Below are 16,262 nucleotides of genomic sequence, written 5' to 3'. Positions count from 1 at the left end.
AATTTCTTATTTATGCTTTTCTTCAAATTCTCTCATCGCATCAACCAAGGCGTTGATTGAGCTGATCGTTAATGCGTTATAGATCGACGCTCTGAATCCACCAACTGAGCGGTGTCCTTTGATTCCGATCAATCCACGCTCTTTTGCGAGTTCTAAGAACTCAGCTTCTAAGTCAGGATTTTCCATAATGAAAGTCACGTTCATGCGCGAGCGATCTTCCACATTCGCTGTTCCTTTGAAGAATGGGTTACGGTCGATTTCATCATAAAGCGTACGTGCTTTAATGATGTTTTCTTGCTCGATAACCTCTACTCCTCCTTTTGCTTTCAACCAACGTAGGTTCAACATAGAAACATAGATGGAGAATACTGGAGGCGTATTATACATAGATCCCGCTTTTGCGTGGGCCTCATATTCAAAAATTGTGGGGTTTGTACGTCCCGATTTACCGAAAAGTTCGTCTTTAATAATCACCAAAGTTACTCCAGCAGGCCCCATATTTTTTTGAGCACCGGCATAGATTAGATCAAATTCCGAGACATCGATTTTTCTGCTTAAGATATCCGAAGACATATCCACAACAACAGGAAGACTTGTTTGCGGAGTTTCGAAAACCTCCGTACCATAAATCGTGTTGTTGGATGTGAAATGGAAATAAGCAGCATCCGCTGGAATGCTATAATCCTTAGGAATGTAAGTGTAATTCTTATCGCTCGAGGAGGCAACAATTTCAACTTGTCCAAGTTTTTTTGCTTCTTTAGCGGCTTTGGTCGCCCAAACTCCAGTGTCTAAATACGCTGCTTTTCCTCCTTCTGGCAATAAGTTCATCGGAACCACTGCGAATTGCTGGCTTGCTCCTCCTTGTAAAAACAGAATGGAATATCCTTGCGGTACATTGAGCAACTCGCGAACTAATCGTTCGGTCTCAACGACAACCGCCTCAAACTCCTTCGAGCGGTGGGATACCTCTAAAATGGAAAGTCCAGTTCCATTAAAGTCCAACACTGCTTTTGAAGCTTCTTCAAAGACTTCCTTTGGTAGAATACAAGGGCCTGCTCCGAAATTGTGTTTCATTATTTTCTAGTAAAGTGTTTAAAATAAGGTTATTAAAACAGACTCAATCGTTTGCTTTAACTTTTGAATGCCCAAAGGTAAAATATTTTTGAAATTTTCTAAAACAAAAACCTTATTTGTTTAGAATATGACAATATTTGTTAAAATTCAATGACATATTATCAGTGTTCTTCAAATAATTCCGATATTTTACAATCAGCAAAAACAACTAACATTTCACCCGAAATGTGGATATTTTTAACGGCCTTAAAAGTGGTTTTTGGCCGAAATTTTGTGTATATTCGCCAGCTATGTGTCTATATTTATAACAGGCACTTTTTTAGTTTTATCGAAACCACAAAATAATGGCTGAAGAAACAGAAAACGAAAACAACTTAGTACCTGCGGAAAACAGGATTGTCCCTATCAATATTGAAGATCAAATGAAAGCTGCCTACATCGATTACTCGATGTCGGTTATCGTTTCGCGTGCTCTTCCTGATGCACGTGATGGGCTGAAACCTGTACACCGCCGTGTATTGTATGGTATGTTGGACTTGGGGGTAACTAGCGGAAAACCATATAAGAAATCTGCTCGTATTGTTGGGGATGTTTTAGGTAAGTATCACCCACATGGTGACTCGTCGGTTTATGATACGATGGTCCGCATGGCTCAGAACTGGTCATTGCGCTATCCATTGGTTGACGGACAGGGTAACTACGGTTCTGTCGATGGGGATCCACCAGCAGCAATGCGTTATACTGAGGCTCGTCTTCGTAAGATCGCTGAAGAGCTGTTGGCAGATATCAACAAGGATACAGTCGATTTCCAATTGAACTTCGACGACTCTTTAACGGAGCCTACTGTTCTTCCAACTCGTATTCCTAATCTTTTGGTCAATGGATCTTCAGGTATCGCTGTAGGTATGGCGACCAATATGGCGCCACATAACCTAACAGAGGTTATCGATGGTACCATCGCATATATCGACAACCGTGAAATCGAAATCTCCGAGTTGATGACTTATGTCAAAGGACCTGACTTCCCTACCGGTGGATTAATCTACGGATACCACGGTGTGAGAGAGGCTTTTGAAACGGGTCGCGGTCGTGTGGTAATGCGTGCAAGAGCGGAAATCGAAACAACGAAATCTGGTAAAGAGGTTATTATCGTAACGGAGATTCCTTATCAGGTGAATAAATCAGATATGATCAAACGTACAGCTGATTTGATTCACGAAAAGAAAATTGAAGGTATTTCAGAGATTCGTGATGAGTCGACGAAAGAGATCCGTATTATCTATGAAATTAAAAGGGATGCCAATGCCAATGTGGTATTGAATAACCTTTATAAATATACTTCATTACAAACGTCATTCTCTGTAAACAACATTGCCCTAGTAAAAGGACGTCCAATGTTGATGAACTTGAAGGACATGATCCACGAGTTTGTGGAACACCGCCATGACGTTGTAATCAGACGTACGAAATTCGAGCTTGCTGAAGCTGAAAAACGTGCGCATATCTTAGAAGGTTATCTAATCGCATTAGATCACTTAGATGAAGTAATTAAGTTAATCCGTGCTTCGGATACTCCTGAAGACGCTCGCGTAGGCTTAATGGAACGCTTCGGCCTTTCGGATATTCAAGCTCGTGCGATCCTGGATATGACTTTACGCAGGTTGACAGGACTAGAGCGCGATAAGATTAAAGAAGAGTATGCGGAATTAATGAAAACTATTGAATACTTAAAAGAAGTATTGGCTGATGAAGGTCTTCGTATGAAGATCATTAAAGACGAGCTTCTTGAAGTTCAAGAGAAATATGGCGATGAACGTCGTTCGGAGATTGTTCACTCGGCAGAAGATATGCGTATGGAAGACTTCATCGATGATGAGGAAGTTGTCATTACGATATCTCATAACAGCTATGTTAAGCGTACTCCGCTTACTGAATACCGTCGTCAAGGTCGTGGTGGTAAAGGTGCAATTGGTTCCTCTACGCGCGACGAAGACTTTACCGAGCACATTATTACGGCTTCTGCTCACAACTACCTATTGTTGTTTACAGAAGCTGGACGTTGTTTCTGGCTGCGTGCTTTCGAAATTCCTGAGGGAAGTAGAACTTCGAAAGGTAGAGCACTACAGAACATCATCAATATTCCTAAAGATGAGAAAATCAAGGCATACATCAATGTGAAGAACTTGAAAGATCAGGAGTATCTCGAGAATAACTTCATCATTATGTGTACTAAGAAGGGTACCATCAAGAAGACTTCACTAGAAGCTTACTCACGTCCAAGAGCAAACGGTATCAACGCAATCAACATCAACGAAGGCGACCAGCTATTGGAAGCAACATTGACTTCGGGTACTAGCGAGATCGTTATGGCTTTACGTTCGGGACGTGCAATCCGCTTCAACGAAGAAACGGTTAGACCGATGGGTAGAACTGCAACTGGAGTACGCGGAATCACGCTTGCAAGTGAAACAGACGAGGTTGTTGGCATGATTAGTGTGAATGATCAAGAGACAACTGTATTAGTTGTTTCGGAAAAAGGATACGGAAAACGTACGGATATTGAAGACTACCGTATCACCAACCGCGGTGGTAAAGGTGTGAAAACAATCAACGTAACGGAAAAAACTGGTGAGTTGGTTGCTATTAAAGGCGTTACTGATGAGAACGACTTAATGATCATCAATAAATCAGGTATTGTTATCCGTATTGGCGTAGAATCACTTCGCGTAATGGGTCGTGCAACACAGGGTGTTCGATTGATCACCTTAAAGGACAATGACGAGATCGCATCGATCACTAAAGTTGACCACCAGGACGAAGAAGAAGAAACGCTAATTGAAGGTTCCGAAGAAAACACAACTGAAAACGATTCAAGTAGTGCTGAGAATGAAGAACAAGAATAATTTCATTATTTCATCCATATCTGTACTGTTAGCTTTATCAGCTAACAGTGCTTTTGCGCAATCGAACTATAAAGAGGCGAGCAATGCTTTTGCGTTATACACGCAGACCGGCGCGATCAAAAATCTTGAGAATGCGAAAAAGCAGTTAGATAACATCTACAAGACCGCTAAAGACTCCTCAAAAACACGCGTCAATGTATTGCGTGCGATGGTGATGAGTTCTATCGCCTATGCCGATTCTGCGAGAACAATCAAGACGGATAAAGACCCTATTGATTTAACGTATCAGACCTTAGGAAGAATTCGTGAGAAGGATCGCGAAGGCTATCCAGGCGAGATTAGTTATGTAAAACAAAACTTAGCTGCCGCGTTGATCAAGCGTGCGAATAAGTCTTTGCAGGGTCAGAAGTACGATGCTGCTTACAATGATTTCTTGAAAGTAGATGAGCTGAATGCAAAGAATGAGGATGTGACCTACAATCTTGCTGTCTTAGCGAACAAAGCGGGTAAGTCTGAGGACGCGGTTAAATTCTACAAGAAGATTATTGATAGTGGCAATGCTACGGAACAGCAATATTTAGAATTGGCAGCTCTCTACGATAAGCTAGGTGAAAGCCAGTTAAATCTGACGACCTTAGAAAATGCGCGTACGAAGTACGGAGAAAATAAAGAAATCTTGTTTCAGTTGATTCAGGAATATGCATCTGTTAAAGCTTATGATGCCATTGTTCCAATTGCTGACCAAGCAATCAAGATGGAGCCGGATAACGTAGAGCTGAATTACCTTGCTGGCTACGCGAATGAAAATGCAAACAATATTCCGGCAGCAAAAGCGTTTTACGAAAAGGTGCTAGAACTGGATCCTAATAATTATGAATCTAATCTAGCATTAGGGTTAATCTACTTGAAAGACTTTTTGAGTGACACAGAGAATCATGAAGCGCAATACAATGCTCAGAACTTTCTGTTAAAAGCAAACGAAATCAAACCTTACGAGATTAACGCACTCAAATCATTAGCGATGTTCTATGAGAAAGCTGATGATGCGGAGCAATTAGATCGTGTAAATTTACTTTTGAACCAACTTACAAATTAAGACAACACAAATAAAAACGATATGAATCTAAGAAAATCCATATTATTCGCAGGAGTTCTTTTTGCAGCCGGTACAACGACTGTAATGGCTCAATCGGGTAATATCAAAAAAGCGAAAACCAACTATACGAAATTCGAAGAGTTGAAAGCTGCAAATACAGCTGCTTTAGGTAAAGGTAATTTAACTTCAGCTCAAGAAGCAATCGACGCCGCTGTTGTTCACGAGAAAACGCAAAACGATCCAGAAGCTTGGACTGTATATTCTTTAGTATATGCTAATATTGCAAACCTTGATAAAAATGCCGAAGCTGCAACAAAAGCAATTGAAGGTATCAAGAAAGCAACAGAACTAGATACGGATAAAAAACACGCAGAAAATATCAAAGCGGCTGGTCAAACTTTAGGTCAGTTCCGTTTCAATGAAGGTGTTGCTGCTTGGGATAAACAAGACTACCAAACAGCATACAAAGAGTTCACTGGTGCATTAGACTATTTACCAGGTGATACTACATTGACGTACTATTCTGGTTTAGCAGCTGTGCAAAATAAAGATTACGACAATGCTATCGCTCGCTACAAAGCTTTAGTACCTGTGAAAGAGTATTCAGCTCACAAATCAATCATGATTGATTTGCCTAAGCTTTATTTATCGAAACAAGATACTGCTGCGGCATTAGCATCTGCTGCTGAAGCGGTTGCTGCTTATCCTAGCGATAATGGTGCCGTTGTTCAGAACATCGAGTTGAACTTGATTACTGGAAATGAAGCAAAGGTAGTATCTGATATCGAAGCACAGATCGCTAAGGATGCATCTAATAAAAACTTGCATTACTACTTAGGATTAGCATACAGCACTTCAGGTCAGCCTGAGAAAGCTTTAGAGTCCTACAAAAAAGCTTTAGAGATTGATCCTAATTATTTAGAAGCTAACACAAACGCTGCTGTTGTTATTATGAACAGCGGTCGCGATGAGTTGATTGCATTAAACGACGATAAATCATTGCAACCAAAAGACTATAATGCTAAAGTTGCAGCATTGAAAGAGAAAATCGGTCGCGCATTGCCTTACTTGCAAAAATCTGTAGAAGCAGATCCGAAGAATGTTGATGCATTGCGCAACTTGAAAAACTTCTATGATTTCATGCAAGACGAAGCTAAATCTAGTGAGACTCAAGCTAAGATTGACGCATTGAATTAATGTATAGTTATGATATAAAAAAGGCCTTCAGCGAATGCTGAAGGCCTTTTTCATGCTTTTATATTTTAGCCTAATGCCACATCTAATACCATCATTACCACAAATCCTAAAACAAATCCGAGCATAGGAATATCCGAATGTTCTTCTTGTTGCGTCTCAGGGATTACCTCTTCGATTACGACGAAAATCATAGCGCCTGCTGCAAAAGCTAGCGCATATGGAAGAATCGGAATAAAGAAAGCCACAGCCCATGCGCCTAGTACTGCGAAAATTGGCTCCACGATCGCGGACATCTGTCCATATTGGAAACTTTTCCTTCTGGATAATCCCATTCTACGCAATGGCATGGAAACAGCAATTCCTTCCGGGAAGTTCTGCAATCCGATTCCCATAGCGAGTAAGATAGCGCCGGCAATAGTTGCTTCAGAATGTCCAGCAGCAGCACCACCAAACAGGACACCTACTGCTAAACCCTCGGGAATATTGTGTAAAGCTATTGCAATGGTAAGCAATGTTGTTCTATGCAAAGACGACTTCGGACCTTCGGTTTTTAAAAAGTTCAAGTGCAAGTGTGGCATCAGTTTGTCCAGTCCGAAAATAAAAAGAGCGCCCAATAGAAATCCAATTGCTGCCGGCATGACCTTCTCAAAACTCTCCCCCTCGCTCATTTCAATAGCCGGAGCTAAAAGACTCCAGAAACTGGCAGCTATCATTACTCCGCCAGTAAAACCCAGCATACCGTTTAACAATTTCTTATTAACGCCTTTAAATAAAAATACACTAGCCGCACCCAAAGCAGTTACACCCCAGGTAAAAAGACCAGCAATCAATGCTGCAACAATAGGATTTAGGGTTTCAAAGTAAGCTATCAGGTTATCAATCATATGAATAGTAAAAATATGCTCTGAAATTAACTATTCTTTTCAATAAATAAGTCGAAATATCAATTTTCTTCTTCAATTAATGAGTTGCTCATTAATAAAAACAAGAAGAGCTCCTCTCGGAGCTCTAATAATGGGAATATTTTATCTTTAGCTTACATGAGCGCGCAACATCCATGCTGTTTTCTCATGTTTTTCCAAAATTCCTACTAAGAAATCTTCGGTTCCTGAATCTCCATGATCTTCCGCTAACTTAATATCTTCACGAAGTGTAATAATCAAGCTCTCGAAATCGTTCAATAACTCTTTGATAAATCCCTGGCTATCATTCTTCTTGTACTTCATTTCCGTTAGCTGTGTAACTTCCAAAAATTCCTTCATCGTACCGATTGCGTAATGGCCAATAGAACGAACGCGCTCCGCAACTTCATCAATCAATTCTGCCAGCTCATCATAAATAGTCTCGAAGAACAAATGCTGAGCATGAAAATCAGGTCCTTCCACATTCCAATGCGCATTTCTTACTTTGATATATAAAACATTCTCGTCTGCCAATAATCTGTTCAACATGCTGGCAACTGCAGCAGTGTCCTTTTCTTTTAAACCAATATTTGTTTTCATCTGTAAATTAGTTTTTATATGTTTTTAATAAGTACTTGCTTCGTTGAGTTTTTGGATTGCATCCTCCCCTAGCCTGAGCTGCACTGCAGCAACAAAGGATTGCAAATGATCCTCTTTTGTAGCACTTGCGATTGGGGCAGTGATGGATGGTCGTGCGAGCAGCCAAGCTAAAGCAACTGCTGAAGAAGACGTACGATAAGCCGAAGAAACCTCTGACAAGGCTTTCACAATACGTTGGCCACGCTCGTTCCAATAGCGCTTTTGTATCCCCTCGCCTCTTGCGGATTTATTGAAATCGTCATCAGAAAGATACTTCCCGCTCAAAAAACCACTTGCAAGCGAATAATATGGAATTACCGCAAGATCGTTTTGTGCAGCAATTACCTCAAACTCCTGTTCATATTTTTCACGATCATAAAGATTATATTCTGGTTGCAAGGAAACATACTTCGGTAGATTCAAATGATCTGCTGTCGCTAAACTCTCTGTTAGGCGTTCTGCCGTAAAATTCGAAGCACCGATATATCTGACCTTCCCTCCCTTTATTAAATCTTCATACGCTCTTAAAGTCTCCTCTATCGGAGTTTCAACATCGTCGTAGTGCGTTTGGTATAAGTCAATATAATCCGTTTGCATTCGTTGTAGCGATAGCTCAACCTGCTCTTTGATGTAAGATGCTTTTGTATCTGGCTTCGAATCATAACCAAATCGGCCACCTACTTTCGTCATCAGAATGAGATCATCACGTTTACCGCGCTTCTTTAACCAATTCCCGATGATCGTCTCTGATTCTCCACCCTTATTCCCAGGCACCCAATGCGAGTAATTATTAGCCGTATCAATCGCATTGAACCCTAAATCGACGAAGCGATCTAATATTTCAAAAGATTGCCCTTCGTTGAGTGTCCATCCGAAGACATTTCCACCAAAAATAATAGGCTCAATAAATAAATCTGAATTTGCAATTTGACGTTTGTTTTCCATAGCGGGCGCTCTAATTTTGATAAGGACAAGTTACCATTTTTAATGCGCCTTTCCCAGTTTTGAAGACTTTATCTTGTCATAATATTATAAGAATAGCACAGCGTATTTCCCCTGCACTTTTGTATTTTTGCCCCTTCGAGGAAATAAAAGAAAATGGAAGGCAATACAAGACATCTACATCGCTTCACGGAAGATATATCTACAATTGAATTGCCGGATGCCTTTACCTATCCTTTCTTTTATGAACCTCATCCATTAAGTATGCTCGCTGCAGAACAAGTTCAGCATTATTTAGCAGCTCAAAAAGATTTTCAACACAATTTCGGGCTTAAAGAAGATATGCCAGGCTTGGTCATTGGTAAGATGTTCGGTGTCTTGGTCGTAGAGGACCAAGAGGGCAAGTTGGGCTTTCTGGCAGCTGTTTCAGGAAAGCTCGCCGGAACCAATCAGAACCAATATTTTGTACCTCCTATTTTTGACATGTTAGACCCCGACGGATTTTTCATCCAGGAGGAAAATATCATCAATGCAATCAATCGTCGTATCGACGAGCTGTCGGCAAACCCAAACATCCAAATCTTTAGGGAGAGTTTGGTTTCAACGCAACAGGAAAATGATACACTCTTATCCGACTTACGCAAGTTTCATAAGACAAATAAAGCCGAACGCAAGCGCGTCCGAGAGCGGGCGAAACTAGAACTAGACGAAGTCGCTTATAACGTCCTTGCTGAAGATCTCATCAAGCAAAGCTATCGCGATCAGCATGAATACGATGTTGCAAAACAAGCATGTAGAGAGAAATTGCAGAAGCAGGAAGAACAACTGCAGCAATTATTACAGGCGATTGATGATTTAAAAAACGAGCGTAAGCGACGTTCCGCAGATTTACAACAACGATTATTTGATCAATACCATTTCTTGAATGCAGAAGCTGAAACCAAGCCGGTCCTAAATATATTTCAAGAGCATATCAACATGCCACCACCAGCTGGCGCGGGGGAATGTGCTGCTCCAAAACTGTTACAATATGCCTATCAGCAGCAGTTGAAACCAATCGCATTAGCAGAATTCTGGTGGGGTGCATCGCCAGCCTCAGAAGTCAGAAAACATAAGCAATACTATCCTTCCTGCCGAGGGAAGTGTGAACCTATTTTAGGGCATATGCTTCAGGGTTTAAAAGTCGACCCCAATCCGATGTTACAGAATCCTGCAGCGGGTAAGGAATTGGAATTCATTTTTGAAGACGATGATATCATTGTAGTCAACAAGCCGGCAGAATTCTTATCGGTGCCAGGGATCAATGTACAGGATAGCGTGCAACAGCGAATTGAACGTATGTATCCCGACATCAAGAGTCCTATTATCATCCATCGTCTCGATATGTCTACTTCGGGAATCCTGGTGCTAGCAAAAAATAAAGAAGCGCATCAAATTATACAAGATCAGTTTATACAGCATACGGTCAACAAACGCTATACCGCCCTATTGGAAGGAATTATCGAAGATGTTGAAGGGCTCATCGACCTTCCGCTCCGCGTTGATTTAGACGATAGACCGCGACAAATGGTCTGCTATGAATATGGCAAAGCTGCAAGAACGGAATATAAAGTCGTTGCTATCGAAGGCAATCGCACCAGAATACATTATTTCCCATTGACCGGAAGAACACATCAGTTGCGTGTGCATTCTGCACATGTCAAGGGCCTGAATGCCCCGATCGTCGGAGATGATCTCTATGGGAACCGAGCCGACCGATTACATCTGCATGCGGGCTTCATCAGCTTTAAGCACCCAAAATCCGGCGAACTCATGCGTTTTGAAGTTGCTGACCCATTTTAGAATTTCTATCCAAATGCCTAACTTGTCATACTAACAAAGCCTCCAACAATGGAAATCTTCAAATTCGTATATCAGCATCCGCTATTCGAAGCCGCTGATTTAGAACTAATCAGCAAGGAACATCAACGTGTGGAACTGAAAAAAGGAGACTATCTTTTGAAGAAAGATCAAATCGCAAATTGTTACTCCATCGTTGAATCGGGGCTTATACGCACTTACCTCTATGATTACGAAGGCAATGAAATTACTACAGGATTTACCGGCACCAATGAGGTGGCCATAGAGGTTGCATCGCTATTCCAACGGATTCCAACCCAAGAATATATGCAATGCCTGACGGATTGTGTACTTTGGCAAATTGATTACAATCATTTTCAAGAGCTTTTCCATCAAATCCCTGCCATGCGCGAATGGGGCCGCGCTTGGATGGCGTTCGAACTCTATCTTTCAAAGAAAAGAGCAACGGAAATGATTACAGAACCTGCTACACAACGATACTTGCATCTTATGCAAGAGAAACCGCAGATCATTCAGCAAGCGCCACTTAAGCATATCGCCTCCTATCTGGGAGTAACTGACACTTCCCTAAGCCGAATTCGCAAAGAAATCATGCACGCCTAAATCTTCATTAACAAATGGAAAAAGAATACTTCGAAGATCAAACCTTCGACCAAACTAGCATTACGGAAGTTCCCCTAACACAAGCACATTACGATTACTGCCAATTCAAGGGCTGCAATTTAGAACAATATGACTTGAGCGATTACAAGTTCACAGAATGTACTTTCATCGATTGCAATCTGAGCTTGGCGAACCTGAGCGGCTGTAGCATACAGGACGTTAAATTCCAAAACTGCAAATTGATGGGATTACATTTCGAAACCTGCAATCCCTTCAACATCTCCTTTACGTTCAAAGATTGTATTCTCGACCACAGTAGCTTTTACAAGCTTAAGATAAAGAAAACCAACTTCCATGGCAGTCGTCTACAAGAAGTAGATTTCGAAAGTGCTGACCTCAGTCTTGCCGACTTTAGCGACACAGACCTGAGCATGGCAAACTTTACGCAAACAAACCTCGAGAAAGCCAACTTCCTGACAGCAACAAACTATAGCATCGATCCGGACAGCAATAAGATTAAAGGGGCTAAATTTAGTCTTCAGGGATTGCCGGGCCTTCTAGAAAAGCATCAGATCAAAATTCAATATTAACATGCAGGAAATCGACCGAGCGGAACAAGCATATATACGGTGTATATCAAACATCCTGGAAAGCTTATTTACGATCGGTTTATCAGCTAGCGATTTTGAAATCCTATTGATAGCTTATAAGAATGAAGACTTATTGAAGGTCTACGCTAAAAGTCGGACTAGCGAAACCTATTCTCTACTCATGTCATTTCCTGTCCTATCTCGCTCCGGCCTGCTTGGACCCAAGAAGAAAGAAGGCGATAAACAAGTTCCGGAAGGGCAATATATAATCAACCGATTCAACCCCGAAAGCAAATACCACCTATCGCTCGGAATTAACTACCCAAACGATTACGATAAAGAACAACAGTACAGCGGCTCTGATATATTTATTCATGGCGGAACGGAAACCGTCGGCTGTCTACCGATTGGCGACCCTGCTATCGAAGTACTTTACACCTTAGCATCCCTTGCAACATCCCATGGGCAACACGAAATCCCCGTCTATATTTTTCCTTTCCCCTTAGACATCGAAACCCTAGAAAAATACGAACTTCACTATCCCGAAGAAACCGTTCGTCGTTGGAAGGAATTAGCAGTCCTACACGGCGAACTCCAAAAGCAGATTAAATAATCCCTAGAATTTAATATGCTTGCATATTTTTTTCATCAACTTTAACGCCCTTCAAGCGTCCATTTTCCGAATTATTTACTTACCTTTAAAAGGATGCCAAATGCTTAAAAATCATAGCTTAAAGCATCGTTGATAACGATTATAAACATTTAAAGCCTTTTAAAATGATAGAATCAGCAGGAAAACGCTTGCGTACTGCGATGGCTGAAGAAAAGCCCTTGCAAATAGTCGGAGCTATCAATGCTAATCATGCCCTCCTAGCCGAACAATCGGGGTTTAAAGCCATCTACCTTTCCGGTGGCGGCGTAGCTGCCGGCTCACTTGGTATACCCGACCTCGGTATCACTAATTTACAAGATGTACTGATCGATGTAGAACGCATCAGTAATGTTTGCTCCTTACCCCTCCTAGTCGATATCGACACGGGCTTTGGACCATCGGTCTTCAATATCGCCCGTACCATTAAGTCTTTAGACAAGGCAGGTGCCGCCGGCGTACATATCGAAGACCAAGTCGGTGCTAAGCGCTGCGGCCATCGTCCAGGAAAGGAACTCGTATCACAACAGGAAATGGTGGATCGTGTTAAAGGTGCTGTAGACGCTAAGATTGATTCAAACTTTGTCATCGGAGCTCGTACAGATGCTTTTGCATCCGAAGGCTTAGAGAAAGCGCTAGAGCGCGCTGTAGCATACAAAGAAGCTGGTGCTGATTTCATCTTCGCCGAAGCCTTATCCGAGCTTGCAGACTATCAGCGCTTCGCGGAAGCTACCGGTATTCCTATCCTTGCTAATATCACCGAATTCGGGCAAACGCCTCTTTATACAGTAGAGCAACTTCGCGACGTGCAAGTATCTATCGTACTGTATCCGCTGTCAGCATTCCGTGCCGCCAACAAAGCCGCGTTAAATGTCTATCAGCATATTCGCCAGGATGGATCGCAGCAAGCCGTTATCGACAGCATGCAAACACGTGAGGAACTATATCAAAGCATAGATTACTATGCTTATGAAAATCGACTTGATCAATTATTTAAAAACAAATAATATGAAAGAAGAGAACAACACAGGCTTTAAGCCTAAAAAAAGCGTCGCACTCTCCGGTGTGCCCGCTGGAAATACAGCCCTTTGTACAGTAGGTCGCTCGGGCAATGACCTACACTATCGTGGATATGACATCCTAGAGCTGGCCGATCAAGCTAGCTTCGAAGAAGTCGCGTATTTACTTATCCATGAAAAGCTACCAAATAAGGAAGAGCTCGAAAAATATAAACAGAAGCTGAAAGGTCTACGAGGATTGCCTGCCAATGCTAAGGAAGCATTGAAGTTAATTCCAAAGAATGCACATCCTATGGACGTTCTTCGTACCTATGTTTCCATATTAGGAACACTGGAACCGGAGCCATTAGCACATGAAACCGAGAAAGCGCGTGATATCATCGACCGTCTGATGGCGAGCTTCCCCTCGGCCCTTTTATTCTGGTACCACTTCTCACATAACCACAAAGAGATTACTGTAGAAACTAACGATGACAGCATTGCTGCTCATTTCTTACATCTTCTACATGGCGAAAAGGCACCTGCTTCCTGGGTAGAAGCTATGCAGATTTCATTGAACTTATATGCAGAGCACGAATTCAACGCATCCACTTTTACAGCGCGTGTAATCGCAGGTACGGGTTCTGACTTGTATTCTTGCATTGCCGGTGCTATCGGTGCCCTACGTGGCCCAAAACACGGCGGAGCCAACGAAGTTGCCTTCGAGATACAAAGTCGTTATCAAAATGCCGACGAAGCAGAAGCCGATATCAGAAAACGTCTGGAAGTGAAAGAAGTCATCATCGGATTCGGACACCCTGTATATACCATATCCGATCCGCGGAACCAAGTCATTAAACAAGTCGCTAAAAGACTGTCGGAGGAAAAAGGCGATATGAATCTCTTCGATATCGCAGAACGCTTGGAGACCCTCATGTGGGATGAAAAGAAAATGTTCCCTAACTTAGATTGGTTCTCCGCAGTAGCCTACCATATCATGGGTATTCCGACCGATATGTTCACTCCACTATTCGTGATGTCCAGAATATCAGGATGGGGAGCACATGTCATCGAACAAAGGCAAGACGGAAAGATTATTCGTCCGAGTGCAAACTACACCGGTCCGGAAAACCTCGAATTTATTCCTTTAGAAAACAGAAATTAATAACATTACGATAAAACAGTATTTAAAGATTCTATGTCATCCTTTATTTCAAATGATAGACCACAACCGGATCAGGTGTTGGTCGATATTGCCGATTACGTATTAGACTACAAAATCAACAGCGATCTAGCGCTAAAAACAGCACATTACTGCTTCTTAGACACCATAGGTTGTGGTTTCGAAGCACTAACTTACCCAGCCTGCACTAAATTATTAGGACCTATCGTGCCGGGCACTGTCGTGCCAAACGGAGCAAAAGTTCCAGGAACGCCCTATCAGCTTGACCCTATTCAAGCGGCATTCAATATTGGCGCTATGGTCCGTTGGCTAGACTTCAACGACACCTGGCTTGCTGCCGAATGGGGCCATCCTTCCGACAACCTGGGCGGTATTCTTGCCGTAGCAGATTGGATATCCAGAAATCGTATTGCAGAAGGCAAGGAAGCCTTGACCATGAACAAAGTATTAGAGGCAATGGTGATGGCGCACGAGATTCAAGGGGTCTTAGCATTGGAAAACTCATTCAACAAGGTAGGATTAGACCACGTTATCCTTGTAAAAGTAGCTTCAACTGCAGTAGTTGGGAAATTGATCGGACTTAACAAAGACGAGTTAATCAACGCAATTTCTCTAGCCTTTGTCGACGGACAATCCTTACGTACATACAGACACGCACCTAATACAGGTAGCCGTAAATCATGGGCAGCCGGAGATGCGACATCCAGAGCAGTTCGATTGGCATTGATTGCTCAAAAAGGAGAAATGGGATACCCATCGGTACTGACAGCACCGGTATGGGGATTCTATGATGTTTCCTTCAAAGGACAAGCATTTAAGTTCCAACGTCCTTATGGTTCATATGTCATGGAGAATGTATTGTTCAAAATCTCCTTCCCTGCAGAATTCCACTCGCAAACAGCGGTTGAAGCAGCGATGACGCTACATGAGCAATTAAAAGAAATGGGCAAAACTGCTGCAGATATCAAATCCATCAAGATTCGTACGCACGAAGCGGCAATCCGCATCATCGATAAAAAAGGTCCGTTGCACAACCCTGCCGACCGCGATCATGCTATCCAATACATGGTTGCCGTTCCTTTGATCTTCGGCCGCTTAACAGCTGCTGATTATGAAGACAACATAGCTTCCGATCCACGTATCGACGCCCTTCGCGCACGCATTACCTGCCATGAAGATCCCCAGTTTACTGAAGACTATCATGATCCAGAAAAACGTTCAATCGCCAATGCATTAACGCTAGAACTGGAAGATGGCACCATCCTCGAAGAAGTGGTTGTCGAGTACCCAATCGGACACAAACGCCGCCGCGATGAAGGAATTCCAAAATTGATCGAGAAATACAAGATCAACCTCGCCCGCGTATTCGCCGAAAAGCAACAGAATATCGCAATAGAAAAAACATTGGATTATGATACTTTCGTAAAATTGAAAGTAAATGAGTTAGTGGATATTTATTGCTGGAATTAGATATTAGATTTTAGACATTAGAGTATGGTGTTTAAAAAGGGGTGTAAAAGGAGGGCACTGAAAAAGTCCCCTTAGAAAAAAAGGTTAAAAAAGGGAGTCGAAAACTACAGTTTTCTGCTCCCTTTTTCGTATTTTAAGGTAGGCTTTAATGGACAT

14 protein-coding genes are annotated in these 16,262 nt (G+C 42.1%); 10 read left to right on the top strand and 4 right to left on the bottom strand.

Annotated elements, in window-relative coordinates; genetic code table 11:
- Positions 1–6: 6 nt before the first annotated feature.
- A complete protein-coding gene (gene serC, locus B2400_RS12075) occupies positions 7–1,074 on the bottom strand; it encodes a 3-phosphoserine/phosphohydroxythreonine transaminase (protein ID WP_293933654.1) in 1,068 nt (355 codons plus the stop codon).
- Between the two features lie 344 nt (positions 1,075–1,418).
- Between serC and gyrA the strand changes: the two genes are divergently transcribed.
- From gyrA to B2400_RS12060, 3 genes are read left to right on the top strand one after another with little or no spacing between them, the layout of a single operon-like run.
- On the top strand, positions 1,419–3,977 hold the full coding sequence (gyrA, locus tag B2400_RS12070) for a DNA gyrase subunit A (protein WP_293933652.1): 2,559 nt from the start codon (positions 1,419–1,421) through the stop codon (positions 3,975–3,977).
- Positions 3,961–5,073 (top strand): tetratricopeptide repeat protein, encoded by a 1,113-nt coding sequence (locus B2400_RS12065; RefSeq protein ID WP_293933651.1) that lies wholly within the window; start codon positions 3,961–3,963, stop codon positions 5,071–5,073. The genes gyrA and B2400_RS12065 overlap by 17 nt, the downstream gene beginning before the upstream one ends.
- Before the next feature lie 21 nt (positions 5,074–5,094).
- Positions 5,095–6,270: a tetratricopeptide repeat protein gene (locus B2400_RS12060; protein WP_293933649.1), complete on the top strand. Its 1,176-nt coding sequence runs from the start codon at positions 5,095–5,097 to the stop codon at positions 6,268–6,270.
- Between the two features lie 65 nt (positions 6,271–6,335).
- Here the strand turns inward: B2400_RS12060 and B2400_RS12055 are convergent, their stop codons facing one another.
- From B2400_RS12055 to B2400_RS12045, 3 genes are all read right to left on the bottom strand, one after another.
- A complete protein-coding gene (locus B2400_RS12055) occupies positions 6,336–7,154 on the bottom strand; it encodes a ZIP family metal transporter (RefSeq protein WP_149525707.1) in 819 nt (272 codons plus the stop codon).
- Between the two features lie 147 nt (positions 7,155–7,301).
- A complete protein-coding gene (locus tag B2400_RS12050) occupies positions 7,302–7,772 on the bottom strand; it encodes a Dps family protein (protein ID WP_293933647.1) in 471 nt (156 codons plus the stop codon).
- Between the two features lie 24 nt (positions 7,773–7,796).
- Positions 7,797–8,756, bottom strand: coding sequence for an aldo/keto reductase (locus B2400_RS12045; protein ID WP_293933645.1), 960 nt, complete (start codon positions 8,754–8,756; stop codon positions 7,797–7,799).
- A 153-nt stretch (positions 8,757–8,909) separates the two neighbouring features.
- Here B2400_RS12045 and B2400_RS12040 point away from each other — a divergent pair, with 153 nt between their 5' ends.
- The 7 genes from B2400_RS12040 to B2400_RS12010 all read left to right on the top strand — a co-directional run bounded on the left by B2400_RS12040 (position 8,910) and on the right by B2400_RS12010 (position 16,106).
- Positions 8,910–10,595 (top strand): RluA family pseudouridine synthase, encoded by a 1,686-nt coding sequence (locus B2400_RS12040; protein ID WP_286651516.1) that lies wholly within the window; start codon positions 8,910–8,912, stop codon positions 10,593–10,595.
- Between the two features lie 48 nt (positions 10,596–10,643).
- Positions 10,644–11,216: a Crp/Fnr family transcriptional regulator gene (locus B2400_RS12035; protein ID WP_286651517.1), complete on the top strand. Its 573-nt coding sequence runs from the start codon at positions 10,644–10,646 to the stop codon at positions 11,214–11,216.
- A 14-nt stretch (positions 11,217–11,230) separates the two neighbouring features.
- Positions 11,231–11,806, top strand: a complete 576-nt coding sequence (locus tag B2400_RS12030) for a pentapeptide repeat-containing protein (protein ID WP_149525702.1) — start codon at positions 11,231–11,233, stop codon at positions 11,804–11,806.
- Position 11,807: 1 nt separating this feature from the next.
- The gene (locus B2400_RS12025) at positions 11,808–12,419 is read left to right on the top strand and encodes a L,D-transpeptidase family protein (protein WP_293933641.1); all 612 of its coding nucleotides are present in this window, start codon (positions 11,808–11,810) and stop codon (positions 12,417–12,419) included.
- Between the two features lie 164 nt (positions 12,420–12,583).
- Complete coding sequence (prpB, locus tag B2400_RS12020) at positions 12,584–13,462, top strand: methylisocitrate lyase (protein WP_293933638.1); 879 nt, start codon at positions 12,584–12,586, stop codon at positions 13,460–13,462.
- Position 13,463: 1 nt separating this feature from the next.
- Positions 13,464–14,618, top strand: coding sequence for a bifunctional 2-methylcitrate synthase/citrate synthase (gene prpC, locus B2400_RS12015; RefSeq protein ID WP_293933635.1), 1,155 nt, complete (start codon positions 13,464–13,466; stop codon positions 14,616–14,618).
- A 33-nt stretch (positions 14,619–14,651) separates the two neighbouring features.
- Complete coding sequence (locus B2400_RS12010) at positions 14,652–16,106, top strand: bifunctional 2-methylcitrate dehydratase/aconitate hydratase (RefSeq protein ID WP_149525698.1); 1,455 nt, start codon at positions 14,652–14,654, stop codon at positions 16,104–16,106.
- Positions 16,107–16,262: the final 156 nt, after the last annotated feature.

The sequence above is a fragment of the Sphingobacterium sp. UBA6645 genome (assembly GCF_002455685.1).
GTDB lineage: Bacteria > Bacteroidota > Bacteroidia > Sphingobacteriales > Sphingobacteriaceae > Sphingobacterium > Sphingobacterium hotanense.
The sequence above is the reverse complement of the archived record's forward strand: the minus strand, read 5'-3'. Positions and strand labels throughout refer to the sequence as shown.

What these genes read in the sequence shown, in the direction of transcription:
- B2400_RS12045 (WP_293933645.1), bottom strand. Translation starts at nt 8,756, where the DNA reads ATGGAAAACAAACGTCAAATTGCAAATTCAGATTTATTTATTGAGCCT.
- B2400_RS12060 (WP_293933649.1), top strand. Translation starts at nt 5,095, where the DNA reads ATGAATCTAAGAAAATCCATATTATTCGCAGGAGTTCTTTTTGCAGCC.
- B2400_RS12030 (WP_149525702.1), top strand. Translation starts at nt 11,231, where the DNA reads ATGGAAAAAGAATACTTCGAAGATCAAACCTTCGACCAAACTAGCATT.
- B2400_RS12035 (WP_286651517.1), top strand. Translation starts at nt 10,644, where the DNA reads ATGGAAATCTTCAAATTCGTATATCAGCATCCGCTATTCGAAGCCGCT.
- B2400_RS12055 (WP_149525707.1), bottom strand. Translation starts at nt 7,154, where the DNA reads ATGATTGATAACCTGATAGCTTACTTTGAAACCCTAAATCCTATTGTT.
- B2400_RS12040 (WP_286651516.1), top strand. Translation starts at nt 8,910, where the DNA reads ATGGAAGGCAATACAAGACATCTACATCGCTTCACGGAAGATATATCT.
- serC (WP_293933654.1), bottom strand. Translation starts at nt 1,074, where the DNA reads ATGAAACACAATTTCGGAGCAGGCCCTTGTATTCTACCAAAGGAAGTC.
- gyrA (WP_293933652.1), top strand. Translation starts at nt 1,419, where the DNA reads ATGGCTGAAGAAACAGAAAACGAAAACAACTTAGTACCTGCGGAAAAC.
- prpC (WP_293933635.1), top strand. Translation starts at nt 13,464, where the DNA reads ATGAAAGAAGAGAACAACACAGGCTTTAAGCCTAAAAAAAGCGTCGCA.
- B2400_RS12050 (WP_293933647.1), bottom strand. Translation starts at nt 7,772, where the DNA reads ATGAAAACAAATATTGGTTTAAAAGAAAAGGACACTGCTGCAGTTGCC.
- B2400_RS12065 (WP_293933651.1), top strand. Translation starts at nt 3,961, where the DNA reads ATGAAGAACAAGAATAATTTCATTATTTCATCCATATCTGTACTGTTA.
- B2400_RS12010 (WP_149525698.1), top strand. Translation starts at nt 14,652, where the DNA reads ATGTCATCCTTTATTTCAAATGATAGACCACAACCGGATCAGGTGTTG.
- prpB (WP_293933638.1), top strand. Translation starts at nt 12,584, where the DNA reads ATGATAGAATCAGCAGGAAAACGCTTGCGTACTGCGATGGCTGAAGAA.
- B2400_RS12025 (WP_293933641.1), top strand. Translation starts at nt 11,808, where the DNA reads ATGCAGGAAATCGACCGAGCGGAACAAGCATATATACGGTGTATATCA.